This is a genomic window from Pirellulales bacterium (assembly GCA_019636345.1).
GTDB lineage: Bacteria > Planctomycetota > Planctomycetia > Pirellulales > Lacipirellulaceae.
The window spans coordinates 343,861-358,997 of sequence record JAHBXQ010000001.1 but is presented as its reverse complement, the minus strand read 5'-3'; the positions used below and the strand labels follow the sequence as shown (position 1 = coordinate 358,997).

The window sequence follows — 15,137 nt, the reverse complement described above, 5'->3', positions numbered from 1 at the left end:
AATAGTGGTCTTGCACTACATTTCTGGCCGGTTTTGCACTACATTTCTGGTAGTGACTCGCCCCGAAGCTTCCTCCGTCGGGATGGCCAGACCATGCAAGGCAAGACCCGCAAGCGGCGTGTGCCGCAGCTCAAATATACCGAGACCCGTGGAATCGGTTGGCACGTATCGTACCGCGACCCCGCCACGGGGACGCCCCGCAAGCATCGCTTCGATGCCGCCAGCAAGGGCGAGGCCGAGAAGCAGTACCACGACTGGGTCGCTTCGTTCCTCCAGGGAGTGGTTCCCGAGAAGAAGACGCGTCCAAGGCCGAACCCGGCGGCTCAGAAAGCTCGGCTGGTGCAATCTGATGTGCGGACGGGTAGCTTGCTACACGTTGCGTCGAGCCTTCTGCACTTCGAGGAGGCTCGCGTGAGGTCTGAGAGTGAGCCACGACGGCCGGGCACGATCACGAAGAACCTTTACGAGCGAAGGCAGCTTTATTCCAAGGAGTTCTTGGCTTACCTGAATTCCCGGTACGGTAACGGCGCCGTCGGGCGGATGGAGTTGGCCGACCTCCAGATGCTAGACGTCGAGGCGTACAACCGGTCGCTTGTCGAATCAGGCTACTCGCATTCTCAGGTCTCCAAGCGGATGCGATTCTTGAAGACGATAATCGACCGAGCCGGGCGGCCGGAGCACGGCAGTCAGATGCTAACGTGGAACTGGGACTCGCGCGACCGCTTGCACGGCAAGCCAGCCGTGAAGCGGACGCTGCCGTCGCTCAAGCAACTCAAGCTGGTTCTCAAGGCCTGCGGTGTTCGCGAGACCGCAATGGTCTGGATGGCCATCGGATGCGGATTCGGTCAGAGAGACCTTGCCGCAGTACGGGTCGGCCAGATTGACCGCAAGAGCTACGACCTACGTCGCGGCAAGACCGGGGTCGATCGCTATGGCGAGACGCCGCCGCTCGTGTGGAAGTCGATCGCCGCCTATCTCAAGTCCGCAAAGCGGTCATCGGGCGAGTTGATGTTCCTGACGCGAAAGCTCCAGCCGCTTGTCCACGACAATACGGACTCGGTTGCGCAGTGGTGGGGCGGGCTGCGTGATGACCTTGGCGCCGCGGGAGATGGCCTGGGAGGATTCTACGTCTTGCGCCACCTCGGAGCGACCGAGTTCGGGTCGCGTCCGGGTTGCTCTATTGGAGCGATGCGACGCTGGCTGGGTCACTCCGCGAGTTCGCAGATGGCCGACGTCTACATGAAGCCCGTATCGCCCGAGGACAAGCCTGTAGTCGAGTGGGTCAGGAAGAACCTGGCGAGCTGACCCTCCCTATACAACGATTGCTGCCTGGTCACCGCCTCGATAGAGACTTGACGCTTCTACTGGTCGGAAAGCGGCGGTGGGAGCCACCTCAGCGAGTTCGCCCGAGGCCAAAGTCCGCGAAGTCGATGCAACTTCGCTTAGTTCGCGGCTCAGCAAACTGCTAGAGGCGTCAGCTCCACTGTGGTCGCCTGCGCGGGGCTTTGCAGCGAGGCCCAGACTTGGACCTTACGCCGTAACCACGTCCTTACATCTACTCAAGGGGGGATGATTGCACCGCCATTTTAGGCGTTCCGGGTTGACTTTGCGGCCAGAAGCCGTTTCGGATAAACTGATTAGCTCGAAGTTGCCGAGTACTACTCACTGTAGTCGTAGTCAGAAGTTCGTTTGGGCTTACCCATGTTTCCACGTGTCGACAATCTGAAGCAGCAAATCGCCGTCGCGGCGATCCTGCTATCATTGTCGACGCTGGCCCAGAATGCTGGGCTTTATTGCGCCCTTGGGGCTTGCGGCACAGGTGGGGTTGCTAGCTCGGCCGAGCCTGAATCTTGCTGTCACAAGCATGTTTGTGATTCAGACGAGGAGCCGGCACCTCAGCAAGATCAAGAGCACCAGCATCGCCACGATTCATGCCCTTGCCCCGATAGCTGCTGGTGCCATCAGGTCCCGCAGCCATTCGAGTTGCCGAGATCGTTCGACAAGCCCTTTGAATTGGCGTTCGTCGGCATCTTTGCTATTAGCAATGACCTTGTTCCCGGCGGTGCGTCCGATCATTCGGCGTTCGTAACTTGGTCCGCGCCTCCTAATCTGGATGACGAATCGGCCCTTCGGCGCTGCGCGAAGTTTTGCCGCTTCTTGATTTGAGTTCTCTTCTGCGCGGGGCACTCTGCCTGCGCTATGCAAGCCTGATCGGTCGCTGTTAGGTGACCTGTCGCTGTCAGGCATCTGTCGTCTTCCCACCTTCGGTTGCCCCTGCGCTCAGCGCGTAGGCATGCGGCCGCCAGGAGTATCCACATCAATTCCATGGAGGAGCTATGCGCATAAATACCAATTACCTGATTGCAGCAGCCATCACGATCGCCGCCGCATCTTCAACCGGCTTCGCCCAAACGGCCGCACTCCCACCGGGAGATAGCGAAGTACAGGTCATCGCAGAAAAAATGTGCTGCAAAGGCTGCGCCCAGAAGGTTTCTGGCCAGCTCTACACGCTCAAGGGCGTCAAATCAGTAGGAGTTGACCTCTCGACGCACACGGTGAACGTCACGCTGCCCGTCCCAAGCGCAACGACGCTGGGGCGCATCTGGCACGCCGTCGAGCAAGGGGACGGAGGTCCCACCTCGTTGAGCACGTCAACCGCCGCGTATCAAATCGTTCGTCCGCAGAACGAACAGGAACTGCGCGCTGTTCAGCAGATGGGGGCCACGCAGCATATCGTCATTGATAACCTGCATTGCAAGGGATGCGCTCAAAAGATCGCAGCTCAGCTCTACGGCCTGAAAGGGGTTACTAAGGTGAGTGTCGATATGGAGCGCGAGACCTTGATAGTCGAAACGAACCCGAAAACGCCGGTCTCTCCGTGGCTCGTAATCGATGCGGTCTCCGCAGCCAAGGAACGTCCGGTCGCGATTCGTGGAAACTACGGAACTTTGGCGATTTCCTGGGCCACTGAAGCCGCGCCGAAGTCAAACCATCAAGCTCAACAACTCATAAATGGAGGAATCCAAAGATGAATTGGACATACCTAGCACTCTTGGCATTAGCCTCTACGTTGGTTGGCCTTTCCGGTTGCGGCAGCACGCCAGCTGAGGAGTCGACCGCGCAATCTGACATTGATGGAACGCAATTCCTGCTGAGCGCAGAACCCGACGGCGCAGTGGGCGTCATTGCTGCCCGCGAGTCCGCCGAGGATGGTGCGCCCTTGGTGCTTGTCGGTCGTGTCGGCGGCTCAGCCAATCCGTGGATCGACGGCCGGGCGGCGTTCATGCTGCTCGACGCATCGATGTCAGTGGTTGCCGAAGGGGAAGACTCTGCTGAGGGCGAACTCTGCACGGGCGATTGCTGCGCCACGGAACGTCTGGCTTGCACGACGCTGGTGAAGGTCGTGGACGCCGGCGGGCAGGTGGTGCCGGTCGATTCACGCAAGCTGCTCGGCCTGAAGGAGTCCGACATGGTTGTGGTCGAAGGCACCGCCAAGAAAGACAAGAGCGGCAATTTTTCGATGCTCGCCAACCGCGTGTTCATTCGCAAATAGAGGCAGCCGCGTCGGCTGCCAATTGGAGACTCTCACCATGCTCGCATCAAAACTCCTGCCCTGGGACTATGGCGTGCGGAACCTGTTCCGCCGCCCCTCCCGCAGCGCATTGACGTTCGGCGGTCTGACGATCGTCGTGCTGCTGGTGCTAGTAGTCGTGGGATTCATTCGCGGTCTGGAGAAGTCTCTCTCGGCAACCGGCAATCCCAACGTGGTGCTCGTGTATTCGCTGTCGTCTGCGGCGGACATTGAGAACTCGTCGATTCCAGGCAGCACGGCCTCACTGCTTTCAGCGAGCGTCGATGGCGTTCGTCAAGGTCACGGCGTCGAGTACATCTCGCCGGAGTTGTACTTGGGCACGCGGATCACGACAGAAGGCCTTGAAGAACCTGGGATGGGATTGGTCAGAGGGGTCACGACAAGCGCCCCCTTGGTGCGTGACCGGGTTCAGATTGTGGAAGGCAGTTGGCCGCAGGCAGGCGAAGTCTTGGTAGGTCGCCTCGCACATTCCAAGCTAGGAGCACGAGACGAGGACCTGGCAGTTGGCAGCGAGATCGCATTCGACGGCAAGATGTGGAAGGTCAGCGGGAGGTTCACGGCCGCTGGCTCAGCGTTTGAGTCGGAGGTGTGGGCCCCGCTCGCGGACTTGCAAACGACGCTCAAACGCCAAGACCTGAGCCTGGTCGCGGTCGCCATGGAGTCACCTCAACAGGTCGCCGATATCGACATGTTCTGTAAAGAACGCGTCGACTTGGAGCTGAAAGCGGTGGCCGAAAGTGCTTACTACGCCGCTCTGCAGAAGCACTACAAACCGGTTCGCATGTTGGGTTGGGTTGTAGTCGCGCTGGTGGCAGGTTCCGGTATCTTTGCCGGGCTGAACACTATGTACGGCGCAGTGGTGGGCCGCATACGCGAACTGGCGACGCTGCAGGCGATGGGCTTTCGGCGGCGCGCGATCCTGCTCACGCTCGTTCAAGAAGCGACGCTGCTCGCGTGTGCTGCCGCCCTAGTAGCATGCGTATTGGGGCTGCTGTTGGTCGATGGGGCCGCTGTGCGGTTCACGATGGGCGCGTTCATGCTGCGCGTCGATAGCGTCGGCATCTCGGTGGCCTGCACCGTTGCGGCGCTCCTGGGCGTCGTGGGAGCGATTCCTCCGGCGGCGAAGGCAATGCGGCTCCCGGTTGTGGAAGCAATCAAGGCAATTTAGCGGCAGGGAAACTAGCCGGAGCGTTTATATGTCAGAAGAATCTTCAAAACTCGACCTCAGTCAACTGGCTGTCGACCGCGGCGCGCCGAAAGCGGCGAAACTGAGGCAGAATCGCTCGTGGCTGACGCGGTATGTCTTGCCGCTGGCGATCCTCGCAGGGTTCGTTGGGCTGTTCGGTTGGGCGGCGCGCGAGAGTTTCCTGCCGGCCCACCCGATTACAATCACGCCCGTGGTCGTCAGCAGGGCGGAGATCAAGCAGGAGGGCACGCCGCTGTTCCAGGCGGCGGGTTGGGTCGAACCGCGTCCCACGCCGGTGCTCGCCTCTTCGCTGGCTCCAGGCGTGATTCGTGAATTGCTCGTCATCGAAGGCCAGCACGTGGATCAAGGTGAGCCGGTGGCGACGCTTATCGACACCGATGCGAAGATCGCTCTTGCGGATGCCCAGGCCCGTCTCGAAATGCAGAAAGGAGAACTGGACCGCGCCGAGGCCACCTTGGTGGCGGCTCAGACGAACTTAGAGAGGCCGGTCGTCTTACAGGCGTCGCTGGCGGACGCCGACGCGCTACTGGCCAAGACGCGACGAGAACTCGATAACCTGCCGTACGCAATCGAGGCCGCGAAGACCCGTCAGTCTCTGGCCGCCGAGAACGTCCGCCGTAAAGAACTCGCGGGGGACGCCATCACCGGCCGCGTCCTACGCGAGGCCCGGGGCGAACTGGCGACCGCCAACAATGCTGTCGAAACGCTCGTTGCGAGGCGTCCGACGCTGGAATCTCAACTGGAGTCCCTCCAGCGAAAACGAACGGCGCTCGCCGATCAACTCACGCTTCTCACCGAAGAGAAGCGAGGGGTTGCCGAAGCGAAAGCAATGCTCACGATCATCCGCTCTCGCGTCGAACAGAGTCGCCTCGCGGTAGAGACAGCCCAGCTGCAGCTTGAACGTATGACGGTCCGCTCACCCATTGACGGCTGTGTCTTGAGCCTGGAGGCTCGCCCTGGTCAGTGGCTGTCTGGAATGGGCGCATCGTCGCAGCAAGGCTCAAGCGCCGTCGTCGGGCTCTATGATCCGCAGAGCCTGCAAGTGCGGGTCGACGTGCGGCTGGAAGATGTGCCCCAGGTGCAAATCGGCCAGCCGGCGCAGATAGAAACCGCGGCCCTGCGCGAAGCCATCGCTGGAGAAGTCATCTCGGTCACCACCCAAGCAGACATTCAGAAGAACACACTGCAAGTGAAAGTCGCGGTGCAGAATCCGCCCACCGTCATCAAGCCCGAAATGCTCGCCAAAGTCACGTTCCTTGCCCCACCATCACCGGTCGTCGAGGAAGAGCCGGGCGAGTCGCCGCTAAGGATGTTCGTTCCGCAAACTCTCGTTAGCGCCGCGAAAGGCAGCGCCACCGTCTGGGTAGCCAACCTGACCACGGGCCTAGCTGAGCAGAAGTCGGTCGAGGTTGGGCGCGGTGCCACCGAGGACGGATTGGTAGAAATCATCAACGGACTCGTCCCGACAGACAAACTGATCGTCGGCGGCCGAGAATTGCTGTCCCACGGCATGCGGGTGCGCGTGACCGGTGAAGATCGTTCTGCACCCGGCAATTGGTCACCGCCGAGCGGCTCCGCTGCAAGAACCGCACAGGTCGCTGAAACAAATAGCTAGTTGAATAAGGAGCCCTGCCATGTCCCTAGTTGATGTGCTGCACGTCACAAAAGAATACGCCAACGGTGAGGAGACGATTCGTCCGCTCGATGGAGTCAGCCTGTCGATCGAGGAAGGCGACTACGTTTCGCTGATGGGCGCGAGCGGCTCCGGCAAGAGCACGCTGCTGAACCTTATCGCCGGCATCGACCAGGCGACCTCGGGTGAGATCAACGTCGCCGGAACGGAAATCACGAAGCTGTCGCGTGGGAAGCTGGCCGATTGGCGGGCTGCGCACATCGGCTACGTTTTCCAAACGCACAATCTCATTCCTGTTCTCACTGCCTACGAAAACGTGGAACTGCCGCTGCTGCTGTTGTCGATGTCGGCGGCGGAACGCCAGAAGCGAGTTGAGATCGCCATGGAAGCCGTCGACCTCACTTCGCGGGCTTCTCATTACCCGCGTCAGATGTCGGGCGGACAGGAACAGCGGGTCGGCATCGCCAGGGCCATCGTGGCGAACCCGACCGTCGTAGTCGCCGACGAACCGACAGGAAGCCTGGACGACGAAACAACCGAGCAGATTCTACAATTGCTTAGTCGCGTCAACGACGAGTTGGGGATGACGCTGCTGATGGTGACCCACGACGCCGACGCCGGAAAGCGGGCCAAACGGCAAATCCGTTTGGAACGTGGGCGGCTCATGGAGAACGGCAAAGAGACGACCTCCACTCACTTGAGGACGGCCTAAAGATGTTCAAATTCGTTCCCTACGTACTCAAAAGCCTCTGGCGGCATCGCGCGCGCACGCTACTGACCGTGAGCGGTACAGCCGTTGCGCTGCTCGTGTTCTGCTTCATCGGCTCGGTGCAACAGGGACTGCTAGCGCTTACCTCCGACGCCAGCGCTGACCGCACGTTAATTGTCTTCCAGGAAAATCGCTTCTGTCCGCAGAGCAGTCGCTTGCCGCAAGACTACGGCGGCACAATCGCCAAGGTGCCGGGGGTCCGCGACGTGGTGCCGATCAAAGTGTTTACAAACAACTGCCGGGCGAGCCTGGATGCGATCGTGTTCCAAGGGATGCCGCCGGAAAAACTCACCACGGCGCGAGACTTGTCACTCACCTCGGGGAGCATGGGCTCGTTTGCTCAGCAGGACGATGCGGCGCTAGTGGGAGCGGACGTTGCGACACGCCGTGGATTGGCCGAGGGCGACAAGTTTACCATTGGAGACGTGTCGGTTGTGGTAAGAGGCGTCTTTCGGTCCAGCGTTGCGGCCGAGAACAACCTGATCTACACGCACCTGGAGTTCCTGCAACGAGCCAGAGGCGCCAACGACGTGGGAACCGTCACGCAGCTAGAAGTCCACGTGGCCGATGGAGTTGACGCCGACAATCTGGCCAAGCAGATCGACCAGGAGTTTCGCTCTGGGCCGGTGGCGACTACAACCAGGACCAAGGGCATGTTCCAGGCGGACACGCTCGGCGACCTAGCGGAGTTGATCGGCTTCGTCCACTGGCTGGGCTACGCCTGCGTCGGTTTGGTGCTCTCGCTGGTAGCGACGACAACCGTCATGTCGGTCCAAGACCGCATCAAGGAGCACGCGGTGCTGCAGACGTTGGGACTGCGTCCGCAGCGGGTGTTTCGTCTGGTGCTCATCGAGAGTGTGGTCCTCAGTACGCTCGGCGGAATTCTGGGAGTCGTCGGCAGCATCTTAATCCTCTCATCCACAGGCATGTCGGTCGCCGCCGAGGGCGTCACCATAGCGTTTGAGCCGTCGGCTGTGCTAGCAACCCAAGGGCTGCTGGTTTCCCTGGCTGTGGGGATTCTCGCGGGGCTGGCGCCGGGCTGGCATGCGTCGCGAACCGAAATCGTCCCTGCCCTTCGGCACGCATAACAAGACTCGGTGGTCAAAGAATGCTGGCAACACCGATGAATAAGGTAAGGAGGTCAAGGATGACCGCAAGCCATATATCAATCCCAATCGCTCTGCTGGTTGCTGCGGGCTGCGCATCAGGTCCGCGCGAGGTAACATCAAGCTCGCCGGCTTCGGTTACCACAAATGAAACGCCGCAAGTCGTGCAGACGAGCTACCAGGATAAGGGCGATTCCGTCGAGCTAGCTATGCCGCCGAGCGTTGAAGGGCCTTCGCAAGTGGCGGAGGAACTCGTGACGCCTACGCCGGTAGCTCAGAGTGAAGGGCTTACGCTCCAAGCCCTGGAGCAAATGGCGATGTCCAATAACCCGGCCGTTGCTCAGTCTTCGGCTCGCGTGCGAGCGCTGCGGGGGAAATGGGTGCAGGCTGGGCTGCCGCCTAATCCGACGGCCGGCTACACCGCTGGCGAAGTCGGCAACGATGGACGCGCAGGCCAGCAAGGCGGATATGTTGGGCAAACATTTATCACTGCAGGCAAACTTCAGCGTGACCGGGCCGTCGTCGCGGCGGAGATCACGCGGGCTGAACAACAGCTTGCCGCAACCCAGCGACGGGTGCTGACAGACGTTCGCAAAGCCTACTACCAGGCACTCCTAGCACAGCGTCGCGTGGAACTTGCCGAAGAGTTGCTCCAGGTGACATCCGACGCAGCGGAAGCTTCCAAGTCGCTTGTCGAGGCGGAAGAGATCCCAGTCGCGGGTCTGTTGCAGACCGAAATCCGTCAAGAGAATTCCCGTGTGTTCCTAAGGACGGCGAAAAACGCTCAAGAACAAGCTTGGCGACGTCTCTCCGCGGTGGTAAGCGGACCAGTACTGCCCCAGCAAGCATTGGAAGGCGACGTAACGAACCTACCCGAGCAACTGGACTGGCAAGATCAACTGGTCAGACTCCAATCGGAAAGCCCAGAGATAGCCGCTGCGGTAGCCGACATGGAGCGCGCGCGTCGCGCACTCAACCGCGCGAGCGTCGAAGCCGTGCCCGACATAAGTACGCAGGTGAGTGTGCAGTATGATGCGTCGTCAGAGTATACGATTGCTGGCGTGCAGGTTGGCATGCCGATTCCGCTGTGGAACCGGAATCAGGGCGGTATACGGCAAGCCCAGGCTGAGATAACGGAAGCGGAACGGAATATTCAGCGTATCGAGCAAAGCCTAGGCCAGAGACTGGCCGACGCTTTTCGAAGCTATTCGGATGCACAAGTCACCGCGACGAATTACGCGGCGGATGTCCTGCCGCGTTCTCAGCGCACCCTCGACTTGGTGCGTAAAGGCTATGAGCAAGGAGAAGTGGGGTATCTCGATCTGCTCGCTGCCCAGCAGACCTATTCGCAGACGAACCTGGCCTACTTGGACGCTCTCGGAGAGCTTTGGCAGAGCTACGCCCTGATCGACGGGCTACTGCTCGACGGGAGTCTTGCAAATGTACCGCAGTAAAGGCACGAGGTAGCTGCCGCAACGAGCCGCGATTGCCCGAAGTCGTTCTGTGGGATACACTTGTGAGTTCGAAGGCTATCACTAAATAAATCGATCAACGCCTATCCAGCGAGCAACTAATCCGTTTCCTTCTTGCCATCGCCGTTTTGACGCACGCACTGTTGGGTTGCTGCGCCCACCATGCGCATGGCGAGAGTACGTCGTGTGCTTCAGGCTGTCGTCATGAAAGATCCGTTGATGAGCGTTCGTCTGCGTGCGGTCATAATCATGCCGGCGCTACCGGTCATTCGACAAGCGAAGGGAACGTCTCGTTCGCTAGCGAAGCAGACCAGCGAGGACTCGAACCCGACTTCCCTTCCCGTAGCTGCGAAGAAGAGCAGTGCAACTGGCTTGCGCCTGGTGTAGGCTTCGACCTTGCTGAGATAGCTTTGTCCGAGTTCGACATGTCGGCAGCACTACCTGAGTCGCTTGCGCCTCCCGAGGTTCTGCGCGGCCATCTTGAGTGGCAACTCTCCTCGTGCGGACGCCGACCGCTACCGGTGCGCGCGCATCTCGCCAAGAGCGTTCTTCTTATCTGAATCGCTCCAGCTTGCCGCCGAACGGGTAACCACCCGATTCTCACGACGGCTTCTTGTTGGCAACGCGGACTACAAGTTCTGTCCGCTTCACAACGGACTCGATTGGCGCGCCCTTTTACTTGGGCGGCTTCTGCCTGCGGGTGCAGGCATTTCTCGGAGTACTAATATGTCAACACATCCTAAGAAGAAGTTATGGCTTCTAGCCGCATTTGCGGCCGCTGCCTTGATTGCAGGCGGGGCCTTCGTCATGAGAGACACGTGGCTGCCCCTGCTGCAAGCGGCGACTCGGGTGGACGGTGCCCCGACAAGCTCGCCAGCAGAAGACTCCCACGACGATCACGCTCACGACCATCCTGGACACAGTGAAGCGTCGTCGATCACGCTGAGCGAACGTGGGCTCAAGAATATCGATTTTGAGCCATTCGCGATCGCCCCTAGTGACTATGCACGTCGACTCAATGTGCCCGCCGCCGTGGTTGAAGTTCCGGGACGCTCACAGGTCCACATTACCACGCCGCTCACAGGAGTCGTCGAAAAGGTCTTTATTACTCAGGGAGAGGCCGTCGAAGCCGAACAGCCCTTGTTCGAGATGCGGCTCACGCACGAAGAACTTGTCGCGGCCCAGCGTGAGTTTCTAGAAACCCTATCGCAATTGGGAGTGGTTGAGCGTGAGCTTGCGCGTCTGAACGCGCTAGAAACAGGCGTAGTGGCGGGTAAGCGAATTCTTGAGCAACAGTACGAGCAAGACCGGATCAAAGTTGCACTAGATGCCTCCAGGCAAGCCATGCTTCTTCATGGCCTCACCGAAGATCAGGTCGAAGAGGTTCGCCGGTCCGGCAAGATGTTCCGTGAAATCACGGTACGCGCGCCCGAGCATGCTGAGACAGAAGAGGCGTGCGAAGCGCCACATCTTTTCACAGTGCAGAGCCTAGGGATTGCACTTGGAGAACACGTTGAGATCGGACGCGAACTGGCGCTGCTTAGCGACCACTGCGAACTATTGATCGAAGCTTTGGCATTCGAGGATGACGCAGCTTCCATCCGACGCGCCGCTGAGGCGGGCCTTCCCGTTGAGGCGAAGCAGCTCGGCCAGTCGTCGCCGGGCGGACAACCAACAGGGTTGGAGATTCTTTACGTCGCTGGCCAGATCGACCCGGAGTCCCGCGCTTTCAAAGTCTATGTCCGCTTGCCGAACCGCATTGCACTGGAGAAATCCGGTCCGCGTGGCAAGAAGTTCCTCGAATGGGCTTTTAAGCCGGGGCAGAGGATGGAACTCAGCATCCCTGTCGAGACCTGGGAACGCCAGATCGTCGTGCCGACCACGGCTGTCGTCGATGAGGGCGCTGAAGCCTACGTCTACCGGCAGAACGGCGATCATTTTGATCGAGTGCCGGTCCACATCCGTTACCGGGATCAGAACGCTGTGGTAATCGCCAACGACGGAGCCGTCTTCAAGGGCGACATCATCGCGGGCGACGGCGCGTACCAGATGCATCTCGCGCTAAAGAACAAATCGGGCGGCGCCATCGACCCCCACGCCGGCCACAATCATTGATCGGAAAGGACTCCACTAGTGCTCAACACAATCATCCGATTCTCGCTCCACAACCGGGTGCTCGTCGCCGCGCTGGCGGTGTTCCTGGTCGGCTACGGTGCCTGGCAGGCGTCGCGGTTGACAATTGACGTGTTTCCCAACCTCAACCGTCCGAGGGTTGTCGTCATGGCCGAGGCGCCGGGCATGGCGCCTGAGGAAGTCGAAACGCTCGTCACGTTTCCGATTGAAACTGTGCTTAACGGGGCGACAGGCGTACAGGCGGTACGCACGTCGTCGGGAATTGGCTTGTCTGTCATCTATGTCGAATTCGACTGGGGCACCGACATCTACAACGACCGGCAGATCGTCGCCGAGCGATTGGCGTTAGCCAATGACAGGCTTCCCCCCAATGTGAAGCCTCAATTGATGCCCATTTCGTCGATCATGGGCCAGATCATGATCATCGGGATGACGGCCGAAGAGGACACAACTCAGCTTGAACTTCGTACGCTGGCCGACTGGGTCGTCAGGCAACGGCTCCTCACGATTGAGGGTGTCTCCCAGGTCATTGTGATGGGGGGCGATCGGAAGCAGTTTCAAGTTCTGGTCGATCCCGACCTCATGCTGAGATACGGCGTAACGCTGCATGAGGTGAAGCAAGCGCTCGAAGAGAGCAATCAAAACACTGCTGGCGGATACCTGGACGAGCAAGGCCCCAACGAGTTTCTCGTCCGCTCGCTCGGGCGTGTCAAAACGGTCGAGCAAATCAGGGGCATCGTCCTCAAGCAGCGTGACAACCAATCGGTCACGCTATCGCAAGTCGCCAATGTGGTCGAAGGGCCGCAGGTCAAGCGGGGAGACAGCGCGGCCTTCCAGCGCGACGACGAGGGGCAGATCAACGGCGGACCGGCCGTCGTCTTGACTGTCCTTAAGCAGCCCCAAGCCGACACTCGAGTCGTCACCGACAAGGTGACCAAGGCCCTAGAAGAAATGGCCCCTTCTCTGCCAGGCGATGTCCGCATCATGCCGGAGCTGTACCAGCAAAAGGAATTCATCGATCTGGCAATCGAGAACGTCTTTGAAGCACTCCGCGATGGCGGTGTGCTGGTCGTGATCATTCTCTTCATCTTCCTAATGAACCTGCGAACAACGCTTATCACGCTCACGGCGATTCCGCTTTCCATCGCCATCACGGCGATAGTATTTGCGGCGTTCGGACTGTCGGTCAACACAATGACTCTCGGCGGTTTGGCCGTCGCGATCGGGGAACTTGTCGATGACGCGATTGTTGACGTCGAGAACATCTTCCGCCGGCTACGGGAGAACCGGCATTCCGAGTCGCCGAAGAACCCGCTGTTGGTGGTGTTTCAGGCGAGCGTTGAGATCCGCAACTCCATCGTCTACGGCACACTCATCGTCGTGCTTGTGTTCGTGCCTTTGTTTGCTCTGACCGGCATGGAAGGCCAGTTGTTTCGGCCGATGGGCGTCTCGTACATCGTCTCACTCGTCTCGTCGCTGCTGGTATCCCTGACGGTCACGCCCGTCCTGAGCTACTGGCTGCTCCGCCATCAAGGCGGTTCCGGAGAAGAGAAAGATGGGCTCGTGCTGCGGGTTCTGAAAGCCGTTGCTGATGGCGTTATCCGAATCAGTCTTCGGCTGTCGTGGATGGTGCTGATGTTAGCGCTGGCGGCTGCTGCCGTCGCCGGTTGGGCCATGTTCCGACTAGAAAGCGACTTTTTGCCGCCGTTCAATGAAGGAGCGGTGCAAATCAATGTGCTCTTGCCCCCCGGAACTTCTCTCGCGACTTCCAACCAGGTCGCAAAGAAGGTCGAAGCGAGACTTGTCGAGTTTGAGGACCTCAAGACGTTTGTACGCAAGACGGGACGGGCGGAACTCGACGAGCACGCCGAAGGGGTGAACGTCACGGAAGTCATTGCGACGGTCAGCCCCGACTCCGAGCGGTCGCGAGAGGAGGTTATCGAGAAAGTGAGCGATGCCCTCGCAGACATCCCCGGCATCGTGGTATCTGTGGAGCAGCCTCTTGCCCACCTGATTTCTCACATGCTGTCAGGCGTCAAAGCGCAAGTCGCCATCAAGCTTTACGGCGACGATTTGGATGAACTGCGTCGTCAAGCAGAAGGCATACGGGGTGCGATCTCCGGTATCGAAGGCATCCGCGACCTCCAGGTTGAGCAGCAGGTCATCATTCCACAGCTACGCATTGAGGCGGACGGCGACAAGCTGCGAATGTTTGGACTGCGACGCGCTGACGTAAACGAGTTTGTAGAAACCGCGATGCAGGGAGAAGTCGTCTCTGAAGTGCTCGATGGTCAACGCACTTTCGACTTGATGGTTCGGCTGGGGGAGGATTCTCGGGAGGATGTCGAAGCGCTGCGGCGACTGCGAATCGAATTGCCGCAGGGCGGCACGGTCAAGCTCGAAGACGTGGCTCGAATCTACAAGGCCGCTGGTCCTAACACGATCAACCGTGAGCAAGTGCGACGACGGATCGTCGTCCAGTGCAACGTTTCAGGTCGTGGCCTAGTCGATGTGGTCGGCGACATCCAGCAAAAGCTTCAGCCCGTCGTCGCGGAGTTGCCCACTGGGTACTTTGTCGAGTACGGCGGACAGTTTCAGAGCCAGAAGTCGGCGTCCCGGATGATCGCGATCTTGTTCGGCATCTCGCTCGTGGCCATGTTTTTGGTGCTCTACAAGCTCTTCCGGTCAGCCAATCTGGCCCTGCAAGTCATGGTGGCGTTGCCTATGGCGTTCATTGGCAGCGTGGCGTCGCTGTACCTCACCGGCCAGACGCTCACCATTGCCAGCATGGTGGGGTTCATTTCGTTGTGCGGTATCGCGTCCCGCAACGGCATCTTGCTGATCAACCACTACCTGCACCTAGTCAAGTACGAAGGAGAGTCGTGGTCGCGGGACATGGTAGTTCGCGCTGGCAAAGACCGACTGGCCCCAGTGCTAATGACGGCATTGACCTCGGGCATTGGTCTGATACCGCTCGCTCTGTCAGCGGGCGAGCCTGGCAAGGAAATCCTCTATCCGGTGGCGACCGTCATCATCGGCGGTTTGGTCACCAGCACGCTGCTAGAGTTCCTGGTGCGTCCCGCGCTGTTCTGGTCTCTGGGAATCGGGGCCGCACAGCGAGTCGTCCAAGTCGGCCAGCAGCAAGTCGAGCTAGTAGCTGAAGAAGAGGAAAGCTGAGACAAGGGTGCCCATGTCGGGCAGAGTATTTTATTTGTTGACTAACAC

At 59.7% G+C, this 15,137-nt stretch carries 11 protein-coding genes; all 11 read left to right on the top strand.

What is annotated here, in order from left to right; all coding sequences use genetic code 11:
- The first annotated feature begins 93 nt into the window (after positions 1-93).
- The 11 genes from KF688_01300 to KF688_01250 all read left to right on the top strand — a co-directional run bounded on the left by KF688_01300 (position 94) and on the right by KF688_01250 (position 15,089).
- Positions 94-1,305, top strand: coding sequence for a site-specific integrase (locus KF688_01300; GenBank protein MBX3424290.1), 1,212 nt, complete (start codon positions 94-96; stop codon positions 1,303-1,305).
- Positions 1,306-1,701: 396 nt separating this feature from the next.
- Positions 1,702-2,166 carry a hypothetical protein gene (locus KF688_01295; protein ID MBX3424289.1) on the top strand — a complete coding sequence of 155 codons (465 nt, stop codon included), beginning with the start codon at positions 1,702-1,704 and terminating at the stop codon, positions 2,164-2,166.
- A gap of 170 nt (positions 2,167-2,336) precedes the next feature.
- A complete protein-coding gene (locus KF688_01290; protein MBX3424288.1) occupies positions 2,337-3,032 on the top strand; it encodes a cation transporter in 696 nt (231 codons plus the stop codon).
- Complete coding sequence (locus KF688_01285; GenBank protein ID MBX3424287.1) at positions 3,029-3,553, top strand: AbrB/MazE/SpoVT family DNA-binding domain-containing protein; 525 nt, start codon at positions 3,029-3,031, stop codon at positions 3,551-3,553. Before KF688_01290 ends, KF688_01285 begins: the two co-directional genes overlap by 4 nt.
- A 37-nt stretch (positions 3,554-3,590) precedes the next feature.
- The gene (locus KF688_01280) at positions 3,591-4,760 is read left to right on the top strand and encodes an ABC transporter permease (GenBank protein ID MBX3424286.1); all 1,170 of its coding nucleotides are present in this window, start codon (positions 3,591-3,593) and stop codon (positions 4,758-4,760) included.
- 28 nt (positions 4,761-4,788) lie between these two features.
- On the top strand, positions 4,789-6,414 hold the full coding sequence (locus tag KF688_01275; protein ID MBX3424285.1) for an efflux RND transporter periplasmic adaptor subunit: 1,626 nt from the start codon (positions 4,789-4,791) through the stop codon (positions 6,412-6,414).
- Positions 6,415-6,433: 19 nt separating this feature from the next.
- Positions 6,434-7,144, top strand: a complete 711-nt coding sequence (locus KF688_01270; protein ID MBX3424284.1) for an ABC transporter ATP-binding protein — start codon at positions 6,434-6,436, stop codon at positions 7,142-7,144.
- Between the two features lie 2 nt (positions 7,145-7,146).
- Positions 7,147-8,289, top strand: coding sequence for an ABC transporter permease (locus KF688_01265; protein ID MBX3424283.1), 1,143 nt, complete (start codon positions 7,147-7,149; stop codon positions 8,287-8,289).
- 59 nt (positions 8,290-8,348) lie between these two features.
- Complete coding sequence (locus KF688_01260) at positions 8,349-9,761, top strand: TolC family protein (protein ID MBX3424282.1); 1,413 nt, start codon at positions 8,349-8,351, stop codon at positions 9,759-9,761.
- A gap of 744 nt (positions 9,762-10,505) precedes the next feature.
- Positions 10,506-11,894 carry an efflux RND transporter periplasmic adaptor subunit gene (locus KF688_01255; GenBank protein MBX3424281.1) on the top strand — a complete coding sequence of 463 codons (1,389 nt, stop codon included), beginning with the start codon at positions 10,506-10,508 and terminating at the stop codon, positions 11,892-11,894.
- Positions 11,895-11,912: 18 nt separating this feature from the next.
- Entirely contained in the window at positions 11,913-15,089 is a 3,177-nt protein-coding gene (locus KF688_01250) for an efflux RND transporter permease subunit (protein MBX3424280.1), read from the top strand.
- Positions 15,090-15,137: the final 48 nt, after the last annotated feature.